The following is a 19,353-nucleotide window of genomic DNA, read 5'->3' as shown; positions in this document are numbered from 1 at the left end:
GAAAGCGCTGCCTGATCAGCGTTGCGCCCAGGCAATCGCGGTCTTCAGAATCTTTTCCAGCGTGGCACGGATCGGCGCCGCGAACTCGGCATCGTAAGGAACCGGCCAATTGTCAGGCGCGCCCGTGCCTTCCGGCTCGCGCATGTAGCCACGGTTTGACAGCTCCATCTGCAGCGCATGGATGCCATCTTGAGGCTGACCGAAATGGCGCGTGATCCAGCCGCCCTTGAAGCGGCCGTTGACGACAGAGCTCTCGCCGGTTTCGGCCATGATCCGAGCGACCATCGCCTGCAAGTCAGGGTCAGCGCTCTTGCCATCGTTCGTGCCGAGATTGAACACCGGCAGAGTGCCCTCGAACAGCCGCGGCAGCACCGAGCGGATCGAGTGGCAATCATAGACGACGATCGTCTGGTGCAAGGTTCGCAGCCTGTCGATCTCGGCCTGCATGGCGGCATGATAGGGCACGAAGAATTTCTCGCGCCGCTCATCGACCTCCGACGGCCCCGGCTCCTCGCCTTCGCGGTAAAGCGGATCGCCGTCGAAAGTCTCGGTCGGGCAGAGACCGGTCGTCGTCTGGCCGGGATAGAGCGAGGCGCCGGACGGGTCGCGATTGACGTCGATGACGGTGCGCGAGATCGCGGTGTGAACGACAGTCGCTCCGAGGCCTGCGGCGAAATCATAGAGCTTGTCGATCCACCAGTCGCAATCGCGGCGACCGAGCCAGGGCGACACCAGCCGATTCTCGAGGCCAGCGAGGTCGATGCCGGTGTGCGGGATCGACACCAGCAGCGGTGCGGTGCCGCGCGTTACCGTAAGCCAGGGCGTTCTGGTCATCATGCTGCTCCCGAAATCGACGGCAGCGCTATCGCGCCGGCAGCCTTGACTGTCGCGCCGCTGCGCACCATGGCGATGGCCTTTTCCATATCGGGGTGGAAATGCCGGTCATTGTCGAGATGCGGCACCTCGGCGCGGACTAGTTTGCGCACCGCTTCGAGCGCGGCGCTCGACGCCAGTGGCGCATGGAAGTCGCAGCCTTGCGCGGCGGCCAGCAATTCGATGCCGATCACTGCTGTCGCATTCTCGATCATGCCGATCAGCCGGCGCGCGCCATGCGCGGCCATCGAAACGTGGTCTTCCTGGTTGGCCGAGGTGGGAATGGAATCGACGCTGGCCGGATAGGCCTTCTGCTTGTTCTCCGAGACGAGAGCAGCCGCTGTCACCTGCGGGATCATGAAGCCGGAGTTCAGGCCCGGCTTCGGCGTCAGGAAGGCCGGCATGCCGGATAGTGCGGGATCGACCAGCATGGCGATGCGGCGTTCCGACAACGAACCGATCTCGCAGACGGCGAGCGCGATCATGTCGGCGGCAAAGGCCACCGGCTCGGCGTGGAAGTTGCCGCCGGAAAGTGCCGTGTCGTCCTCGGCAAAGATCAGCGGATTGTCGGTGACGCCATTGGCCTCGGTGCCGAGCGTGTCGGCCGCCTGCCGCAGCACGGTGAGTGCCGCCCCCATCACCTGCGGCTGGCAGCGCAAGCAATAAGGATCCTGCACGCGCTCGTCGCCGACCCGATGCGATTCACGGATGGCGCTGCCGGCCATCAGATTGCGCAGGGCGTCCGCCGTCTCGATCTGGCCAGGGTGCTTCCTCAGCAGGTGGATGCGCGGATCGAAGGGGGCATCGGAGCCCCTTGCCGCGTCGGTCGACAGCGCACCGGCGACCAGCGCCGACTGGTAGAGCACTTCGGCCTCGAACAAGGCGGCGAGCGCATAGGCCGTTGAAAACTGCGTGCCGTTGAGCAGCGCCAGCCCTTCCTTGGCGCCCAGCGTCACCGGCTCCAGCCCGTGCGAGACAAAGGCGACCTTGGCCGGGAAACGGCCGTGCGGGGTAAAGCATTCGCCGACGCCGATCATCACCGCCGTCATGTGCGATAGCGGCGCCAGATCACCCGACGCGCCGACCGAACCTTGCGCCGGCACCACCGGGATGACGTCGTTGGCCAGCATCGCTTCGAGCAACTCGATGGTTTGTGGCCTCACCCCGGACGCGCCCTGCGCCAGGCTGGCGAGCTTCAGCGCCATCATCAGCCTGCAAACAGCTGATGGCATCGGCTCGCCGACGCCAGCGGCGTGCGAAAGCACGATGTTGCGCTGCAAGGTCTCGAGATCCTCGGCCGGGATGCGAACGCTGGCCAGCTTGCCGAAGCCGGTGTTGATGCCATAGACCGGCTCACCCTTGGCAACGATCCGCGCCACCGCCTCGGCGCTCGCCTTGATTTTTGGCCTGCAGGCATCGTCCAGCTTCGGCACGGCGCCGCGATAGATGGCGCGCCAGTCGGCCAGCGTTGCATTGCCGGGCTTGAGGGTCAGTTCAGTCATTGTCCTCTCCAGATACGGGCATGCAGCGGGTTGAAACCCATGCGGTAGACGAGTTCGGCGGGGCGCTCGATGTCCCAGATCGCCAGGTCGGCGGTTTTGCCGGCTTCGAGCGTGCCGGTTTCGCCAAGCAGGCCCAGCGCACGGGCGGCCTCGCGGGTGACGCCGGCAAGGCATTCATCGACGGTCAGGCCAAACAAGGTCGCCGCCATGTTCATGGTCAAAAGCAGCGAAGTCAGCGGCGAGGTGCCGGGATTGTTGTCGGTGGCGACAGCCATCCTGACGCCGTGCTGTCGGAACAGACCGATCGGCGGTTTCTTCGTTTCGCGGATAAAGTAATAGGCGCCGGGCAGGATCGTCGCCACGGTTCCCGCCTTCGCCATCGCCGCCGCACCGGCCTCATCGGTATATTCGAGATGATCGGCCGACAACGCGCCGTAGCGGGCGGCGAGTTCGGCCCCATGCAGGTTGGACAGTTGGTCGGCATGAAGCTTGACCGGCAGGCCGGCAGCTTTGGCGGCGTCGAAGACACGCGCCATCTGCTCCGGCGAAAAAGCGATACCTTCGCAAAAACCGTCGACGGCATCGGCCAGCCCTTCGGCGGCGACCGCCGGGAGAATTTCTTTTGCGACCAGATCGATAAAGGCGTCCTTGTCGCCCTTGGCTTCCGGCGGCAGCGCATGGGCGCCAAGGAAGGTTGTGCGGATCGTCACCGGCCGCCTGTCGCCCAGCTGGCGGGCGGCACGCAGCGACTTCTGCTCATTTTCGAGGTCGAGCCCGTAGCCGGACTTTACTTCAACCGTGGTTACGCCCTCGGCGATCAGCGCATCGAGGCGAGGCAGCGACTGCGCGACCAACTCATCCTGGCTGGCGGCACGCAGCGACTTGACCGAGGAGACAATGCCGCCGCCCGCTTTTGCGACTTCTTCATAGGTGGCGCCGGCCAGCCGCATCTCGAACTCGTTTGCACGGTTGCCGGCGTGAACAAGATGGGTGTGGCAATCGATCAGGCCGGGCGTGATCCAGCGGCCGTCGCAATCGACCGTCTCGTCCGGAGCAAGCGTTGCGGGCATCTCCGATTCGGGACCGGCGTAGACAATGCGGCCGTCACGCGCGGCGACCGCGCCATGTTCGACAACGCCAAGTCCGGCAGAACTTTCGGCCATGGTGACAAGGCGCGCATTGCGCCACAGGCGAAGCCCCCCTGCCCGGCCTTTGCTCTCTGCAACCATCATCTTTTCCGTTTCAATCGGTGGCGATTATGTATATACATATTGAAACACACTGCAAGCGCTATCATCGCATGAGAACAGAGAACGGGAGAGAAAAGTGACTGATATCTTCGCGGAACAGGCACTCCTTCCCGATGGCTGGCACAACAATGTGCGCATCACCCTCGCCAAGGGATGCATCGCAACTGTCGAGCCTGAAAGCATTGCGTTGGCTGGCGACGAACGCCACTCTATCCTGCTGCCCGGCATGCCCAATCTGCACAGCCACGCCTTCCAGCGCGGCATGGCCGGATTGGCCGAGCTTCGCGGCCCCTCCGCCGACAGTTTCTGGAGCTGGCGGGAGGTGATGTATCGTTTCGCGCTGTCGATGACGCCCGATCAGGTCGAGGCAGTTGCCGCGCAGCTCTATGTCGAGATGCTGGAGGCGGGCTTTTCACGAGTCGGCGAATTTCACTATCTGCATCACGACCGCGACGGAAAACCCTACGCCAACCTCGCCGAGATGGCAGAGCGGATCGCGGCTGCGGCCAGCGAAACCGGTATCGGCCTGACGCTGCTGCCGGTGTTTTACGCACACTCCTCTTTTGGCGGCGCGGCCCCCAATGAAGGCCAGCGGCGATTCATCAACGATGTGAACCGGTTCTCCCGGCTCGTTGAGAAAAGCCGGGAATGCGTTGGCACTTTGAATCAAGCCGTCGTCGGCGTCGCCCCGCACAGTTTGCGTGCCGCGACACCTGAGGAACTCACTGCGGTTGCAGCGATGGCACCCGATGGGCCAATCCACATCCATATCGCCGAGCAGGTGAAGGAAGTCGAGGATTGCCTTGCCTGGTCCGGCGCACGTCCGGTCGAGTTTCTGCTTGGCCATGCCAAGGTCGACCAGCGCTGGTGCCTGATCCACGCCACGCACATGACAGATGCGGAAACGGTCGGGATGGCGAAGAGCGGCGCCATCGCCGGCCTTTGCCCGATCACCGAGGCCAATCTCGGCGATGGCACCTTCGCCGCGCCGCTGTTTACAGAACATGGCGGCCGTTTTGGCGTCGGTTCCGATTCCAACGTCCTGATCGGCTTGCCCGACGAGTTGCGTCAGCTCGAATATTCGCAACGCCTCGCGCATCGTGCCCGCAATGTGCTGGCGGTCGCCGGTGGCTCGACCGGTCGCGCGTTGTTCGACGCCGCAGTTGACGGCGGCAGCGCCGCCCTTGGTGCCGGCGCGTCCGAGATTTCCGCCGGCGCATCCGCCGATCTCGTCTCGCTCGATGCCAATGCCCCCTCATTGGCCGGCAAGACGGGTGACGCGATCCTCGATGCCTGGATCTTCGCCAATGGCAGCAAGGCCGACTGCGTTTGGGTGCATGGCAAAAAACAGGTCAGCGGCGGCCGGCATGCAGGGCGCGAGGCCATCGCCGAGCGTTTTCGCAACGTGATGACGGCGCTCTCGGCATGAGCGTGATCGAGACGGCGGATGCGGAAGGTGGCGGCTCGCTGCACCAGCGCATCCTGTCCGATATCAGCGAGAAAATCCTGTCCGGCGCCTGGGCGCCCGGTCACCGCATCCCGTTCGAACACGAATTGACGACCGAGTACAATTGCTCGCGCATGACCGTGAACAAGGCGCTGTCTCAGTTGGCCAAGGCCGGACTGATCGAACGCCGCCGCCGCTCGGGCAGCTTCGTCCGCCGGCCACAATCACAGGCGGCTGTGCTGGAAATCCACGACATCCGGATCGAGGTCGAGGCGCTTGGCCTGCCCTATCGCTACGAGCGCGTGGCGCGGCACAAGAGGCGCAGCAGCGCCGAGGATCGCAGTTTGCTGGAGCTCGAGGCCATCGGATCGGTGCTGGCGCTGGAATGCCGGCATTTCGCCGGCAAGCGGCCGTTCGCGCATGAGCAGCGGCTGATCAACCTGGCCGCCGTGCCAGAAGCGATCGACGAGGAATTCCTGGCCATCGCGCCTGGCCCGTGGCTGATCGGCCGCGTGCCGTGGAGCGAGGCCGAGCACCGCATCCGCGCGGTTGCCGCCGACAGGCACATCGCGGCGGCGCTCGACATCGAGGCCGGCGCGCCTTGCCTGGTGGTCGAGCGTCGGACATGGAGCGCCGAACATCCGATCACCCACGTCCGCTTTACCTACGCGGCCGAGAGCCACACGCTGGTGGCCCGGTTTCGGCCCTCGCAGGGGTAGCGCCATACCTTCTCCCCTTGTGGGAGAAGGCAAAGCACTGGCGCTCAGATCGCCGCCGTGATGATGATCTCGACCAGATATTCCGGTCCGGCGAGCTTTGCTTCACCGGTGGCGCGGGCCGGAGTGTTGCCCTGGGGCACCCACTTGTCCCATTCCGAGTTCATTTCGGCAAAGGTGCTCATGTCGGCCAGCCAGATGATCGCCTGCAGGATCTTGGTCTTGTCCGAACCGGCCTTGGCCAGCAGTTCATCGACGGCCGACAGGATGTCCCTGGTCTGCGAAGCAACGTTCCCGCCCGGCTGACCAACCTGACCGGCCAGATAGACGGTATCTCCGTGAATGACGATCTGGCTCATGCGCGGGCCAACATCGATGCGACGAATGCTCATGGGGCGTTCCTTCCTGTTATCGGTGGCGCCTGTTTAGAGTTGCCGCCGGCTTCGGGCAAGGCCGCCCGGTCAAATCCCCTTGGGCCAACGGCGTATTGCACCTGAACACAGCAAGTTGACCCGGCAGCAGAAACTCCACTCGAGCGGCTTGTTGACTAATGTAATAACATCACATATCCAATCGATCGCTGGCAGCAGCCGGATTTCGCCGCCCCCATGGAACGACATGACCCAGACCTGCCTGACATTCCGCGACCTGACGCTTGGCTACGGCAGCCACCCGGCGATCCATCATCTCGACGGCACCATCCGCAAGGGCTCGCTGACAGCCGTGGTCGGCGCCAACGGCTCCGGCAAATCGACGCTGATGAAAGGCATTGTCGGCGTCTTGAAACCGATGGCCGGCGAGGTCATCCGTGCGCCCGGGGTGCGTGCCGCCTACCTGCCGCAGCAATCGGAACTCGACCGCTCCTTTCCCGCCCGCGTCGTCGATCTGGTCTCGCTTGGCCTGTGGCCGAGACGCGGCCTGCTCGGCCGCTACACCAAGGAAGATCGCGATGACGTCAGCCAGGCGCTGATGGCGGTCGGCCTCGGCGGCTTCGAAAAACGTCCGATCGACACTCTGTCGGGCGGCCAATTGCAGCGGACGCTGTTTGCCCGCGTGCTGTTGCAAGACGCCAACCTCATCCTGCTCGACGAGCCGTTCAACGCCGTCGACGCCAAGACGGTGGGCGACCTGATCGCACTGATCAAGCGCTGGCATGGCGAGGAACGCACCATCATGGTGGTGGTCCATGATCTGGACCTGGTGCGCCAGAATTTCCCCGAAACGCTGCTGCTGGCGCGCCAGCCAATCGCATGGGGCGAGACCAGGGAGACACTGAAGCCGGAAAACCTGCTGCGCGCCCGCCGCTTCCACGAGGCCTGGGAAGAGAACGCGCCCTGGTGCGAGCCGGAGGGCCACGATCATGCCCATGATCACAGTCATGGGCATGGGCATGCACATGATCATAGCCATGATCACCATCACGGCGCCGGGCCGAGGGCTGCCTGATGGACATGCTTTACGGTCTCTTCATCGCGCCGTTCGCCGACTTCGGCTTCATGCAGCGGGCACTTGTCGGCTCGCTGATGCTGTCGCTCGGGGCTTGCCCGGTCGGCGTCTTCCTGATGCTGCGGCGCATGAGCCTGTCGGGCGACGCCATGGCGCATGCCATTCTTCCGGGTGCGGCCGCCGGCTTCCTGCTCTATGGGCTGGAAATCCTGCCGATGACCATTGGCGGCCTGATCGCCGGCATCGTCGTCGCGCTCGGCGCCGGTGCTGTCTCGCGCTTCACCATCCAGCGCGAGGATGCCTCGATGGCGGCCTTCTATCTGATTTCACTCGCCATCGGTGTGCTGATGGTGTCGATCCGCGGCTCAAGCGTCGATCTCATGCATGTGCTGTTCGGCACCGTGCTGGCGCTCAACAATGAAGCGCTGACGCTGATCGGCGGCATCGTCGCGGTGACTTTGGTCAGCCTCGCCATCTTCTGGCGGGCACTGGTCGCCGAGTGCCTCGATCCGCTGTTCCTGCGTTCGGTTAGCCGCTTGGGGAGCCCTGTGCATTTCATCTTTCTCGGCCTCGTCGTGCTGAACCTCGTCGGCGGCTTCCAGGCGCTCGGTACCTTGCTGTCAGTCGGACTGATGATGCTGCCCGCCGCCGCCGCCCGCTTCTGGACCGTGCGCGTCGAGCCGATGTGCGTGCTGGCGGTGCTGATCGGCTTTGCTTCCTGCGTCGCCGGGCTGCTCTTGTCCTATCACGCGTCGCTGCCGTCCGGCCCGGCCATCATCCTGTCCGCCGGCGTCGTCTATTTCGCCTCGATCCTGTTCGGCACGCGCGGCATTTTGCGCTCGCGCATCATCCATCACCGCCACAGAACGGCCTGATCCTCACCCATCCCCCTAGAAGGAGACCCGCTTATGCTGAAATCGATCCGTGCCGCCCTGGCAATGAGCGTTATAACATTAATCGCCTTCGGCACATCGTCGGCTTTCGCGGCACCGCTGAAAGTGGTCGCCAGCTTCACCGTCATCGCCGATTTCGCCAAAAATGTCGGCGGCGACCGCATCGATGTGACCACCATCGTCGGGCCGGATGGCGACGCTCATGTGTATGAACCGAGCCCGACCGACGCGGTGGCCATGGCCAAGGCCGACATCGTGCTGGTCAACGGCCTGCATTTCGAAGGATTTCTGCAGCGGCTGGTCGATGCCAGCGCCACCAAGGCATCGATCGTCACCCTGACCAAGGGCGTGACGCCGATCGATTTCAAACCTGAATTCGCCGACGCCGACGCGGCCGAGGGCGCCGGTACCGGCGGCGGCAAGACGGTCACCGATCCGCACGCCTTCCAGTCGATCGCCAATGCCAGGATCTATGTGAACAACATCGCCGAAGCCTTCTGCGCGGCCGACTCCGAGGGCTGTGTCAGCTACGAGACCAACGCCGCCGCCTACATCAAGAAACTCGATGCGCTGGAGGGCGAAGTGAAAGCCGCGATCCAGTCGATCCCCGAGGAGAAGCGCGTGGTCATCACCTCGCACGACGCCTTCGGCTATTTCGAACACGAATACGGCCTGATCTTCCTCGCCCCGCAAGGCATCTCGACCGACTCCGAACCGTCGGCGGCCGACGTCGCCAAGCTGGTCACCCAGGTGAAGCAGGACAAGGCCGCGGCGATCTTCGTCGAGAACATCACCAACCCGCGCCTGATCGAGCAGATCGCCAGCGAAACCGGCATCAAGGTAGGCGGCACGCTCTATTCGGATGCGTTGTCGCAGCCCGATGGCCCGGCTTCGACCTATATCGACATGATGCACAACAACATCCGTCAGATCAAAGGCGCCATTCTCGGCAGCTGACGCGGGCCGCCTCGGAAAGGCGGAGCCAATCTCCGCTTTTCCGTTTCCGCTCCGGGCAGCGCGAGTTGGATTCTCCGCCGGAAAAGTCTATCTGCGCTCTGGTATCGATCCGCGCGGATCGACCGCGGATCGAAAGCGTTGCCATGACAGACTCCACGCCCTTCCAGTCGCTGCTTGGCGGCGCCCTCATCGGCCTGTCGGCAGTGCTTTTGATGGCGTTGCATGGCCGGATTGCCGGGATGACCGGCATCCTGACCGGCGTCATCCCGCCGCTTGCTTCTGAATGGCTTTGGCGGGCCGCCTTTCTCGCCGGCGCCGTGGTGGCGCCACTTCTCTATCAAGCCATTGGCGGGCACATCGCCTTCAGCGTGCCGGTGCCGACGCTGGCTCTTGTCGGTGGCGGCTTCCTGGTCGGCATCGGCGTGCATTTCGGCGGCGGCTGCCCGAGCGGCCACGGCATTTGCGGCATGGCGCGGCTGTCGCCACCCTCCATCATTGCCGTCGCGACCTTCATGATGACCGCCTTCGCCACCGTGTTCCTTGTTCGCCACGTGATCGGGGGCTGAGGCCATGAGCAAGCTCGTCTCGGCCTTCCTGATTGGCGGCGTCTTCGGCCTCGGCATTACCGTTTCCGGAATGATCAACCCAGCCAAGGTGCTGAACTTCTTCGATCTTGCCGGCACCTGGGATCCAAGCCTGATCTTCGTCATGGGCGGCGGCCTCGCCATCGCCTTCGCCGGTTACCGCCTGGTGTTCCGCCGCCGCAAGGCGCCTGTGTTCGAAACCGCCTTCGCGCTGCCAACGAAACGCGCAATCGACGCGGAGCTGGTCGGCGGCGCCGCCGTCTTCGGCATCGGCTGGGGCATTGCCGGCTTCTGCCCCGGCGGTGCCATCCCTGCGCTTGGTCTCGGCTATTCCGCAACACCGATCTTCGTCGCGGCGGTGATCGCCGGCATCATCGTTGCGCGCTTTGCCCGGGCGCGCCTCGCCCAGCCGGCTGCGACATAGGATTCAGTTGCCGGCCACGTCAGGGAGTGGCAAGACTCCCGCCAAATCAGATCGCGAGGACATCGTAATGGAATATCGTGAGATCAGCGAGGACTATTCGGTCTCGGGCCAGATCCAGCCCGAAGACGTCGTCGCCATCAAGGAAGCCGGCTTCAAGAGCGTCATCTGCAACCGGCCGGATGACGAGCAGCCAGGCCAACCTTCAGCCGATACCGTCAAGGCGGCGGTGGAAGCCGCCGGTCTCGCCTTCCGCTATATCCCCGTGATCAGCGGCCAGATCACGGCCGAGAATGTCGAGGATCAGGCCGAGGCGCTCGATGAACTCGACGGCCCGGTCTTCGCCTATTGTCGCTCCGGGGCACGCTGCACCAACCTCTACGGGCTGATCCAGCAGTCGAAGGGGTGACGGCCTAAGGTCAAATCGGCAAGGCGCCGGTTTCCTTCAGCGTTTCGAGCACGATCGCGGTCTTTACATGCTGCACGGATTCATGCGGCAACAGCACGCCGTTGACGAATTCCGACAGCGACTTCAGGTCAGGGGTCACGACTTTCAGGATGTAATCCATCTCGCCGGTCAGCGCGTGCGCCTCCTGCACCTCCGGCAGCCGCGCTACCAATTCGCCGAAGCGCCGCGCGTTGTCGCGGTTGTGGGTGGCCAATGTCACCGAGATGACGTTGACCAGCGAGAAGCCTAGCTTGTCGCGGTCGAGCACAGCGCGATAGCCCTTGATATAGCCGTCTTCCTCCAGCCGCTGGCGGCGGCGCGAGCATTGCGACGCCGACAGGTTCACCCGCTCCGATAGATCGTTGTTGGTCAATCGCGCGTCGCCCTGCAAGAGCGCCATTATCTTGCGATCAAACTGATCAATGCGCGCCTCATCCATGGTTTTTCCTCACATCATGCACACTTCGCGCACGAGATGATCATTTCAAGCATTTGAATGCAAGCACCATGCAACCCGTCCGCGGTATCATGGCGTTAAATGGCCGTTTCAGGCCAAGCCAGCTTCCGGAGGAATATCATGGGTCCTTTTCCGCACGACGCCCCGCCCGCCAAGATCAGCAAGGACAACCCGGCCGGCACCGATGGCTTCGAATTCGTCGAATTCGCGCATCCTGAACCAGAGAAGCTGGCCGAGCTGTTCACCCGCATGGGCTATGTGGCGGTGGCGAAGCACCGCACGAAGAACATCACCGTCTGGCGCCAGGGCGACATCAACTATGTCGTCAATGCCGAGCCCGGCTCACATGCGATGAAGTTTGCCGACAAGCACGGACCATGCGCCGCCTCGATGGCTTGGCGGGTGGTCGATGCCAAGCATGCTTTCGATCACGCCGTTGCCAAGGGTGCCACGCCCTACGAAGGCAGCGACAAGGCTCTCGATGTGCCGGCAATTGTCGGCATCGGCGGCTCGCTGCTCTATTTCATCGAGACTTATGGCAAGAAGGGCTCGGCCTATGACGCCGAGTTCGAATGGCTGGGTGCGCGCGACCCGTGGCCGCAAGGCGTCGGCTTCTACTACCTCGACCACCTCACCCACAATGTCTATCGCGGCCAGATGGACAAATGGTGGGATTTCTACCGCAATTTGTTCGGCTTCAAGCAGATCCATTTTTTCGACATCGATGGCAAGATCACCGGACTGGTCAGCCGTGCCATCACCTCGCCCTGCGGCAAGATCCGCATTCCGCTCAACGAATCCAAGGACGAGACCAGCCAGATCGCCGAGTATCTGAAGAAGTACAATGGCGAAGGCATCCAGCACATAGCCGTTGGCACGGATGAGATCTACGAGGCCACCGACAAGCTAGCCGCCAACGGGCTGAAGTTCATGCCCGGACCGCCGGAAACCTATTACGACATGTCCTATGCCAGGGTGAACGGCCATGACGAGCCGATAGAGCGGATGAAGAAGCACGGCATCCTGATCGACGGCGAAGGCGTGGTCGACGGTGGCATGACCAAGATCCTGCTGCAGATCTTCTCCAAGACCGTGATTGGCCCGATCTTCTTCGAGTTCATCCAGCGCAAGGGCGACGAAGGCTTTGGCGAGGGCAATTTCCGCGCGCTGTTCGAATCGATCGAGCAGGACCAGATCAAGCGCGGCGTGATCAAGGTCCAGGCGGCGTAACAGATTTCAGGTCGAGCGGATTGCGCATGCTCCCTGGTTGGGATCATGCGCGAAATCAGATCTCGAGCCCCAGCCGCTCGACCTCTTTCGCTCTCAGCTTTAGATCGTAGTCGAGCAGGAACTCGTCGAGCTGCGGCGGCTTGACCGACGTGCCGGACAGCATCGCGTGCACCTGGCCGCGGTGATGGATGTCGTGCAGGAAGACATGCGCGAGGATGTCGCCGATGCGCTCGGGGATCATGCCGTCCTCGCGCCGGTCGGTGACGACGCGGCGGTCGAGATCGGTTGCCGAGAGCCGATCGCAAAAAGCGATCAGCCGCCGGTCAGCGGCAAGCTGGGCGGCATAGAGTTCCTGCGCCGCGTCGAAGTGCACGAAATCATCGTAGGCGGAAGCGCCGACACCGCCCTCTTCCAGAAAATCGAGATACAGAAGATCGACCGCAAGGATGTGGTTGAGCGTCGCCTTGATCGACGGGAAAAAGCTGGTGCGATCGGCTTCGAACTCACCGGGTTGCAGTGACAGAACAGCGCGATAGAGCCGGTCGTTCGACCAGAGATTGTTGCCGGCCATGCGACGCAGATGATCGAGCAGGTTCATGATTTTACCCCGTCGAGCGAGCCAAATACAAACCCGCCCATAGAAGTGCAAATCCTGCGAGATCGATCAGCAGCAGCCCATTCATGCGCCGCCGCATGGCTTGCGTTTGCTCGTCCCGCGAGACTTTCATGTTTGTGATGGTGTGGAACAACATCGCCTTGCGGGGAAAGCCGCCGCGGTTGGTCAGGTCCGGCGAGCGTGACTCGATGCGATAGCTCAGCCGGATCGCAAGGATGAAGACGACCAGGATGGCGATCGCCCAGACGCCGCACAGAAGATAGAATGCCTCGCCCTTCATTCCATTACTCCGCCCCTACCCCTCGTATTTCTCGACCTTCTGCTCGATGGCGCCGAAGATAGAGTGCCCGGCCTTGTCCTTCATCTCGATGCGGACCGTGTCGCCGAAGCGCAGGAATGGCGTTCTCGGTTCGCCGCTCTCTATGGTCTCGATCATACGCAGCTCGGCGATGCAGGAATAGCCGGCGCCGCCCGCCGACACCGGCTTGCCCGGCCCGCCGTCGAGTTTGTTGGACACGGTGCCAGAGCCGATGATGGTGCCGGCGGTCAATGGTCTTGTCCTGGCGGCGTGAACGATCAATGCCGGAAAATCGAAGGTCATATCGATACCGGCATTGGCCCGGCCGAACGGCTTGCCGTTGAGATCGGCGAGCAGCGGCAAGCTCACCTTGCCGCCATCCCAGGCGTCACCCAGTTCGTCCGGCGTCACCGCGACCGGAGAGAAGGCCGAGGACGGCTTTGATTGAAAGAAGCCGAATCCCTTGGCCAGTTCCGGCCCGGTGAGCGCGCGCAGCGTCACATCATTGACCAGCATGACCAGCCGGATCGCGGCGCGCGCTTCATCGAGGCTTGCGCCCATCGGCACGTCGTCGACAACAACGGCGACTTCCGCCTCCATGTCGATGCCGAAGGCTTCGTCGGCCATGCGGATCGGGTCGCGCGGCGGAACGAAACCGTCGGAACCGCCCTGGTAGATCAGTGGATCGGTCCAGAAACTTGCCGGCATCTCGGCGCCGCGTGCCTTCCGCACCAGCTCGACATGGTTCACGTAGGCGGAGCCATCGGCCCATTGATAGGCGCGCGGCAGCGGCGAATGCGCGTCATGTTCGTGAAAGCGGGCTGACGGCACCGCATTGGTTTCCAGCGATTCCGCTAGTGTCGCGAGGTGCGGCGCGATGCGGCGCCAGTCGTCGAGCGCCGCCTGCAGCGTGCGCGCCAGGAACGAGGCATCGGTGTACTGCGTCAGGTCGCGCGAGACGACGACGAGTTTTCCGTCGCGCGTCCCGTCCTTCAAGGTGGCAAGCTTCATGCGGTTTCCTCTCCTGATACGGCTTTGGCGCCGCTTTGGATTTTTGCTTCACGCATGATCTTTCCGAAAACCGGTTCCCACTTTCAGGGATCATGCGAGTTCCACAACAAGGCCGTCACTGGCGATCGTCAAGTCGCCGGCCCATGTTTTCCTGACAGCGGCAATCCAGTCGGCTTCGCCGATCTCTGGATCGTCGGCCGGTATGAGGTGATTGAGCACCAGCCTCCTCACACCAGCTTCACTGGCGATGCGTCCAGCCTCCTGGGCAAAGCTGTGGCTGGCGAGCAGATGTTCCTTCAGGCGCGCGCCATTGCCGGTTCTGGCCACCAGCCGCTCGATGCCTTCCTCCAGCATGGCTTCATGGACCAGAATGTCAGCACCTTCAGCAAAATCGGCGAGTGGCGGAAAGCAGGCTGTATCTGCGGAAAACACCACGCTTTTCCCGCCATGCTCAAAGCGCAGCGCAAAACAGTCGGTCACCGGCGGATGGTCGACGCGCAGCGCCGAAACCTCCAGGCCGCGCTGCTCGACCACCTGGCCTTCGCCGAGTTCGACGATCGAAACCAACTCGCGGATATCCGGCCGGCCCTCATCGACAATGCGGATCTCGATGTCGAATTCCATCGCCTGACAAAAGCGCTGCCAATAGTGGCCCGTGCCGGGCGGGCCGAACACGCCGACTGGCGTGGCCAGACCCGCCGTCCAGGCGGTGTGAAGCAAAGGCCCCAGTTCCAGCACATGATCGGAATGCAGGTGGGTGATGAAGATCAGATCGAGCGCCTTCAGGCTGATGCCAGTGTCGACGAGGCCGCGCGTCACGCCAAGCCCGCAGTCGACGACGATTTTGCGGCCGCCGATCCGCAGCAGCGAGGAACTCGGCCATGGTCCGCCGGGCCGCAGCGCCGGACCGCCCTTCGAGCCCAGCAGCACCAGCCGATCCGGCATTGGCTCACCGCTCAAGACCAGTCGCCCTCGGGCGTACCGTTGAAGCGCTTCTTCAGGTTTGCCCAGCAGTCGATGTAATTGTCCTGCCGGGTTTCGAGTTCGGCACCGTAGCGGGTCAGCATCTGCGGGAATCGGGTCTCGAACATGAAAGCCATGGTGTTGTCGAGCTTGACGGGTTTCAGGTCCGCGCGCGAGGCCTTTTCAAAGCCAGGCGCATCCGGCCCATGGGCCAGCATCAGATTGTGCAGGCTGATGCCGCCAGGAACGAAGCCTTCTTCCTTGGCATCGTACTGGCCATGGATCAGGCCCATGAACTCGCTCATGATGTTGCGGTGATACCAGGGCGGCCGGAACGTGTCTTCGGCCACCAGCCAACGCGGCGGAAAGATGACGAAGTCGATGTTGGCGGTGCCCTCCTCGCCGCTCGGCGCGGTCAGCACCGTGAAGATCGACGGATCGGGATGGTCGAAAAGCAGGGCGCCGACCGGCGAAAAGGTCGCCAGATCGTATTTGTAGGGCGCGTAGTTGCCGTGCCAGGCGACAACGTCGAGCGGCGAATGGCCTATCTCGGTGACATGGAAATTGCCGCACCATTTCACAGTCAGCCGGCACGGCGTTTCCTTCTCCTCGAACCAGGCGCAAGGCGTCTTGAAATCGCGCGGATTGGCCAGGCAATTGGCGCCGATCGGGCCTCGATCGGGCAGCGTCAGCTTGGCGCCGTAATTCTCGCAGACATAGCCGCGCACTTCGGCATCGACCAGTTCCACCTTGAAGACGAGGCCACGCGGCAGCACGGCGATCTCGCCTGGTCTCAGTTCAATGACACCCATCTCGGTGACAAAGCGCAAGGCGCCGACCTGCGGCACGACCAGCAATTCGCCGTCGGCGTTGAAGAAATGGTCGTCGACCATCGAGCGGTTGGCGACATAGACGTGTGCCGCCATGCCGGTCTGGCCGAGCACGTCGCCGGCCGTGGTTATGCTGCGCATGCCGGCGATGAAGTCCGTCGGTTCCTCAGGCATCGGCACCGGATTCCAGCGATACTGGCCGAGCGCCAGTTCATGATCGCCGACATTGGGCGCGCTCTTCCACAGGGAGTAGCTCGCCACCTTGAAACGGCCGGTGTGCTTGACGCTCGGCCGGATGCGATAGAGCCAGGAGCGCTCATTGGTGCCGCGCGGGGCAGTGAAGGGCGAGCCCGAGAGCTGTTCGGCATAGAGGCCGTAGGCCGGCCGCTGCGGAGAGTTCCGCCCCTGTGGCAGCGAGCCGGGCAGCATTTCGGTTTCGAAGTCGTTGCCGAAGCCCGGCATATAGGAAAAGGCCATCGCTTCCTCCCTTGCGCATCCAGGAAGACGCGGCGCGTCCTGATGGATTGACCAAACTGGTTTCATTTGTAACCATTGAAAATGTAACTATCAATCTTGCGATGTGCCGGAATTCGAACCGATGGACGTCCTCGAACTCGAGAGTTTCCTGCCCTACCGGCTCTATCGTCTTGCCGACGCGGTTAGCCGCGAATTCTCGAAGGTCTACAAGGACCGCCATGGCCTGACCCGGCCCGAATGGCGTACCCTTTCCGGATTGGGACAGCGCGGCACAATGACCGCGACAGCACTCGGCGAGCAGTCGGCCATGCACAAGACCAAGGTGTCACGCGCCGTCGCCGAACTCGAACGGCGGCGCTGGCTCACCCGAACCACTGACGAAAACGATCGCCGCGTCGAACATCTGACACTGACCAAGGCCGGGCTTGCCGCCTATCGCGAAATGGTGCCGCTGGCGAAGGCCTTCGAGCGGGAACTGCTGGCAAAGCTGAGCGCCAGCGAGCGCGCAGCGATCAGCGATGGATTGGCTGCGCTGGAGGGCGCGCTGGGCAAAGGTTAAGCCGGCAACAGAAATGGCATGTTGGCGCGACGGATCGCTGCCGAAGAGTTCTCCCCGGCCCTGCATTCGACCAATTGCCTCACCAATCCATCACCACCTTGCCCGAACTGCCGCTGCGCATTGCATCGAAGCCGATCTGGAAATCGTCGATGCCGATGCGGTGGGTGATCAGGCCGGTCACGTCGAGCGGCCCCTGCACCAGCGCGATCATCTTGTACCAGGTCTCGAACATCTCGCGGCCGTAGATGCCCTTGAGGTGAAGCATCTTGAAGATGACCTTGTTCCAGTCGATCTCGAAGCCGGTCGGGGCGATGCCGAGGATCGCGATCTTGCCACCATTGTTCATGGTGTCGATCATGTCGCGGAAGGCGGGTGCGGCGCCCGACATTTCGAGACCGACATCAAAACCCTCGGTCATGCCGAGCGCCGGCATCACATCGCGCAGTCTTTCCTTGGAGGCATCGACGACATGCTGGACGCCGAGCTTCTTCGCCAGCGCAAGCCGCACCGGGTTGATGTCGGTGATCACCACCTTTCGCGCACCCACGCATTGGGCGACGAGCGCGCCCATGATGCCGATCGGCCCGGCGCCGGTAACCAGCACATCCTCGCCGACCAGATCGAAGGACAATGCGGTGTGGACCGCATTGCCCAGGGGATCGAAGATCGCGGCGATCTCGTCCGGCACGTCGTCGGGGATCGGCACCACATTGTGCTGCGGGATCGCCAGATACTCGCCGAAGGCGCCCGGCCGATTGACACCGACCCCAAGCGTGTTGCGGCAGAGATGCCCCCTGCCCGCGCGGCAGTTGCGGCAGTGGCCGCAGACGATATGACCTTCGCCCGACACACGCTGGCCGACCTTGTACTCAGTGACCGCGGCGCCGAAATCGGCGACCGTGCCGACGAATTCATGGCCGGTGACCATCGGTACCGGCACCGTCTTCTGCGCCCACTGGTCCCAATTGTAGATGTGGACGTCAGTGCCGCAGATCGCGGTCTTCCTGATCTTGATCAGCACATCATTGGGGCCGATCTCCGGCACCGGCACCTGTTCCATCCAGATGCCCGGTTCGGCCTTGGCCTTCACCAGCGCCTTCATCATGTTCGACATGTCATTGTCCCTTGAATCTCTTGATCCGGAATCGCTTTTCGATTTCGGCCTTTCAGGAAATCACCCCGAGTTCACGCCCGACGGCGGCAAACGCCTCCACCGCGCGGTCGATGTCGGCGGTGGAGTGCGCGGCCGACATCTGGGTACGGATGCGTGCCTGCCCCTTCGGCACCACCGGGAAGGAAAAGCCGATGACATAGATGCCGCGCTTCAGCATGCGAGCCGCCATCTCCTGCGCCAGGCTCGCATCGCCCAGCATCACCGGGATGATCGGATGGTCGGCGCCGGCCAGCGTGAAGCCGAGCTTGCCCATCTGCGACCTGAACCGCGCCGCGTTGGCATAGAGGCGCTCGCGCAAGGCATCGCCATTGCGGACCAGTTCGAACACCTTGATCGAGGCGCCGGCGATCGCCGGCATCAGCGTGTTGGAGAAGAGATAAGGCCTCGAGCGCTGGCGCAACCAGTCGACCACTTGGCTTTTACCCGAGGTATAACCACCGGATGCGCCGCCGAGCGCCTTGCCGAGCGTGCCGGTGATGATGTCCACCCTGCCCTCGACGCCGCAATGCTCGGCCGAGCCGCGACCGTTCTTGCCAACGAAGCCGACCGCGTGGCTGTCGTCGACCATCACCATGGCGTCGTACTTGTCAGCGAGATCGCAGACCCCCTTCAGATTGGCGATGATGCCATCCATCGAAAACACGCCATCGGTGGCGATCAGCCGGAAGCGGCAATCCCTGGCCTCCTTCAATCGGGCCTCGAGATCGGCCATGTCGTTGTTGGCGTAGCGGAAGCGTTTGGCCTTCGACAGCCGCACGCCGTCGATGATCGAGGCGTGGTTCAGCGCGTCGGAAATGATCGCGTCGTCCTCCCCCAGCAACGTCTCGAACAGGCCGCCATTGGCGTCGAAGCAGGAGCCGTAGAGGATGGTGTCTTCCAGGCCGAGGAAGGATGAAATCGTCGCCTCGAGCTGTTTGTGCTCCTCCTGCGTGCCGCAGATGAAGCGCACCGACGCCATCCCATAGCCATAGCGGTCGAGCGCCTGCTTGGCGGCGTCGCGCAAGTCGGCGCTGTCGGCGAGGCCGAGATAATTGTTGGCGCAGAAGTTCAGCACCTTCTGCCCGCCGACCTCGATCTGCGCCGACTGGGTCGATGTGATCACCCGTTCGGATTTGTAGAGGCCAGCCGATTTAAGCCCCGCAAGCTCGCTGTCGATGTGGGAGAGAAATGCTGCGGTCATGATCGAGCCTCGTTTGATGTG

22 protein-coding genes are annotated in these 19,353 nt (G+C 63.1%); 10 read left to right on the top strand and 12 right to left on the bottom strand.

What is annotated here, in order from left to right; genetic code table 11:
* Window positions 1-15 precede the first annotated feature (15 nt).
* From hutG to hutI, 3 genes are read right to left on the bottom strand one after another with little or no spacing between them, the layout of a single operon-like run.
* The gene (hutG, locus tag BLS48_RS11010) at window positions 16-834 is read right to left on the bottom strand and encodes an N-formylglutamate deformylase (protein ID WP_091577496.1); all 819 of its coding nucleotides are present in this window, start codon (window positions 832-834) and stop codon (window positions 16-18) included.
* Complete coding sequence (gene hutH / locus BLS48_RS11005; RefSeq protein WP_091577494.1) at window positions 834-2,375, bottom strand: histidine ammonia-lyase; 1,542 nt, start codon at window positions 2,373-2,375, stop codon at window positions 834-836. Before hutH ends, hutG begins: the two co-directional genes overlap by 1 nt.
* Window positions 2,372-3,604, bottom strand: coding sequence for an imidazolonepropionase (gene hutI, locus BLS48_RS11000; protein WP_091577617.1), 1,233 nt, complete (start codon window positions 3,602-3,604; stop codon window positions 2,372-2,374). The genes hutH and hutI overlap by 4 nt, the downstream gene beginning before the upstream one ends.
* A gap of 97 nt (window positions 3,605-3,701) precedes the next feature.
* Here hutI and BLS48_RS10995 point away from each other — a divergent pair, with 97 nt between their 5' ends.
* On the top strand, window positions 3,702-5,054 hold the full coding sequence (locus tag BLS48_RS10995; RefSeq protein WP_091577493.1) for a formimidoylglutamate deiminase: 1,353 nt from the start codon (window positions 3,702-3,704) through the stop codon (window positions 5,052-5,054).
* Complete coding sequence (gene hutC / locus BLS48_RS10990) at window positions 5,051-5,791, top strand: histidine utilization transcriptional repressor HutC (protein WP_091577491.1); 741 nt, start codon at window positions 5,051-5,053, stop codon at window positions 5,789-5,791. Before BLS48_RS10995 ends, hutC begins: the two co-directional genes overlap by 4 nt.
* Before the next feature lie 44 nt (window positions 5,792-5,835).
* Here the strand turns inward: hutC and BLS48_RS10985 are convergent, their stop codons facing one another.
* Window positions 5,836-6,180 (bottom strand): RidA family protein, encoded by a 345-nt coding sequence (locus BLS48_RS10985; protein ID WP_091577489.1) that lies wholly within the window; start codon window positions 6,178-6,180, stop codon window positions 5,836-5,838.
* 226 nt (window positions 6,181-6,406) lie between these two features.
* On the opposite strand from BLS48_RS10985, the gene aztA reads away from it, so the two are divergent.
* The 6 genes from aztA (at window position 6,407) to BLS48_RS10955 (ending at window position 10,498) form a co-directional block, all read left to right on the top strand.
* The gene (gene aztA, locus BLS48_RS10980) at window positions 6,407-7,234 is read left to right on the top strand and encodes a zinc ABC transporter ATP-binding protein AztA (protein ID WP_091577488.1); all 828 of its coding nucleotides are present in this window, start codon (window positions 6,407-6,409) and stop codon (window positions 7,232-7,234) included.
* Window positions 7,234-8,109: a zinc ABC transporter permease AztB gene (gene aztB, locus BLS48_RS10975; protein ID WP_091577486.1), complete on the top strand. Its 876-nt coding sequence runs from the start codon at window positions 7,234-7,236 to the stop codon at window positions 8,107-8,109. The genes aztA and aztB overlap by 1 nt, the downstream gene beginning before the upstream one ends.
* 33 nt (window positions 8,110-8,142) lie before the next feature.
* Window positions 8,143-9,084 (top strand): zinc ABC transporter substrate-binding protein AztC, encoded by a 942-nt coding sequence (gene aztC / locus BLS48_RS10970; RefSeq protein ID WP_091577485.1) that lies wholly within the window; start codon window positions 8,143-8,145, stop codon window positions 9,082-9,084.
* Window positions 9,085-9,227: 143 nt separating this feature from the next.
* A complete protein-coding gene (locus tag BLS48_RS10965) occupies window positions 9,228-9,650 on the top strand; it encodes a YeeE/YedE family protein (RefSeq protein ID WP_091577616.1) in 423 nt (140 codons plus the stop codon).
* 4 nt (window positions 9,651-9,654) lie between these two features.
* The gene (locus tag BLS48_RS10960; protein WP_091577484.1) at window positions 9,655-10,092 is read left to right on the top strand and encodes a DUF6691 family protein; all 438 of its coding nucleotides are present in this window, start codon (window positions 9,655-9,657) and stop codon (window positions 10,090-10,092) included.
* Window positions 10,093-10,159: 67 nt separating this feature from the next.
* On the top strand, window positions 10,160-10,498 hold the full coding sequence (locus BLS48_RS10955; RefSeq protein ID WP_091577482.1) for a protein tyrosine phosphatase family protein: 339 nt from the start codon (window positions 10,160-10,162) through the stop codon (window positions 10,496-10,498).
* Between the two features lie 10 nt (window positions 10,499-10,508).
* On the opposite strand, the gene BLS48_RS10950 is transcribed toward BLS48_RS10955, so the two are convergent.
* On the bottom strand, window positions 10,509-10,976 hold the full coding sequence (locus BLS48_RS10950; RefSeq protein WP_013896076.1) for an Lrp/AsnC family transcriptional regulator: 468 nt from the start codon (window positions 10,974-10,976) through the stop codon (window positions 10,509-10,511).
* Between the two features lie 138 nt (window positions 10,977-11,114).
* On the opposite strand from BLS48_RS10950, the gene hppD reads away from it, so the two are divergent.
* Window positions 11,115-12,224: a 4-hydroxyphenylpyruvate dioxygenase gene (hppD, locus tag BLS48_RS10945; protein WP_091577480.1), complete on the top strand. Its 1,110-nt coding sequence runs from the start codon at window positions 11,115-11,117 to the stop codon at window positions 12,222-12,224.
* 55 nt (window positions 12,225-12,279) lie between these two features.
* Here hppD and BLS48_RS10940 read toward each other — a convergent pair whose 3' ends face one another.
* From BLS48_RS10940 to hmgA, 5 genes are all read right to left on the bottom strand, one after another.
* Complete coding sequence (locus BLS48_RS10940; RefSeq protein ID WP_091577479.1) at window positions 12,280-12,822, bottom strand: DinB family protein; 543 nt, start codon at window positions 12,820-12,822, stop codon at window positions 12,280-12,282.
* 4 nt (window positions 12,823-12,826) lie between these two features.
* The gene (locus BLS48_RS10935; RefSeq protein WP_091577477.1) at window positions 12,827-13,120 is read right to left on the bottom strand and encodes a hypothetical protein; all 294 of its coding nucleotides are present in this window, start codon (window positions 13,118-13,120) and stop codon (window positions 12,827-12,829) included.
* 15 nt (window positions 13,121-13,135) lie between these two features.
* Entirely contained in the window at window positions 13,136-14,149 is a 1,014-nt protein-coding gene (locus tag BLS48_RS10930) for a fumarylacetoacetate hydrolase family protein (protein ID WP_091577476.1), read from the bottom strand.
* Between the two features lie 90 nt (window positions 14,150-14,239).
* Entirely contained in the window at window positions 14,240-15,094 is an 855-nt protein-coding gene (locus BLS48_RS10925; RefSeq protein WP_167365038.1) for an MBL fold metallo-hydrolase, read from the bottom strand.
* An 11-nt stretch (window positions 15,095-15,105) separates the two neighbouring features.
* On the bottom strand, window positions 15,106-16,419 hold the full coding sequence (hmgA, locus tag BLS48_RS10920) for a homogentisate 1,2-dioxygenase (RefSeq protein ID WP_091577472.1): 1,314 nt from the start codon (window positions 16,417-16,419) through the stop codon (window positions 15,106-15,108).
* A gap of 121 nt (window positions 16,420-16,540) precedes the next feature.
* Here hmgA and BLS48_RS10915 point away from each other — a divergent pair, with 121 nt between their 5' ends.
* Window positions 16,541-16,978, top strand: a complete 438-nt coding sequence (locus tag BLS48_RS10915) for a MarR family winged helix-turn-helix transcriptional regulator (RefSeq protein ID WP_091577614.1) — start codon at window positions 16,541-16,543, stop codon at window positions 16,976-16,978.
* A gap of 79 nt (window positions 16,979-17,057) precedes the next feature.
* Here BLS48_RS10915 and tdh read toward each other — a convergent pair whose 3' ends face one another.
* Window positions 17,058-18,092 carry an L-threonine 3-dehydrogenase gene (gene tdh, locus BLS48_RS10910; protein ID WP_091577470.1) on the bottom strand — a complete coding sequence of 345 codons (1,035 nt, stop codon included), beginning with the start codon at window positions 18,090-18,092 and terminating at the stop codon, window positions 17,058-17,060.
* A gap of 52 nt (window positions 18,093-18,144) precedes the next feature.
* A complete protein-coding gene (locus BLS48_RS10905) occupies window positions 18,145-19,332 on the bottom strand; it encodes a glycine C-acetyltransferase (RefSeq protein WP_091577468.1) in 1,188 nt (395 codons plus the stop codon).
* Between the last annotated feature and the right edge of the window lie 21 nt (window positions 19,333-19,353).

The sequence above is a fragment of the Mesorhizobium qingshengii genome (genome assembly GCF_900103325.1).
Lineage (GTDB): Bacteria > Pseudomonadota > Alphaproteobacteria > Rhizobiales > Rhizobiaceae > Mesorhizobium > Mesorhizobium qingshengii.
Note: the sequence above shows the minus strand (reverse complement) of the source record. Positions and strands in the feature narration are given on the sequence as shown.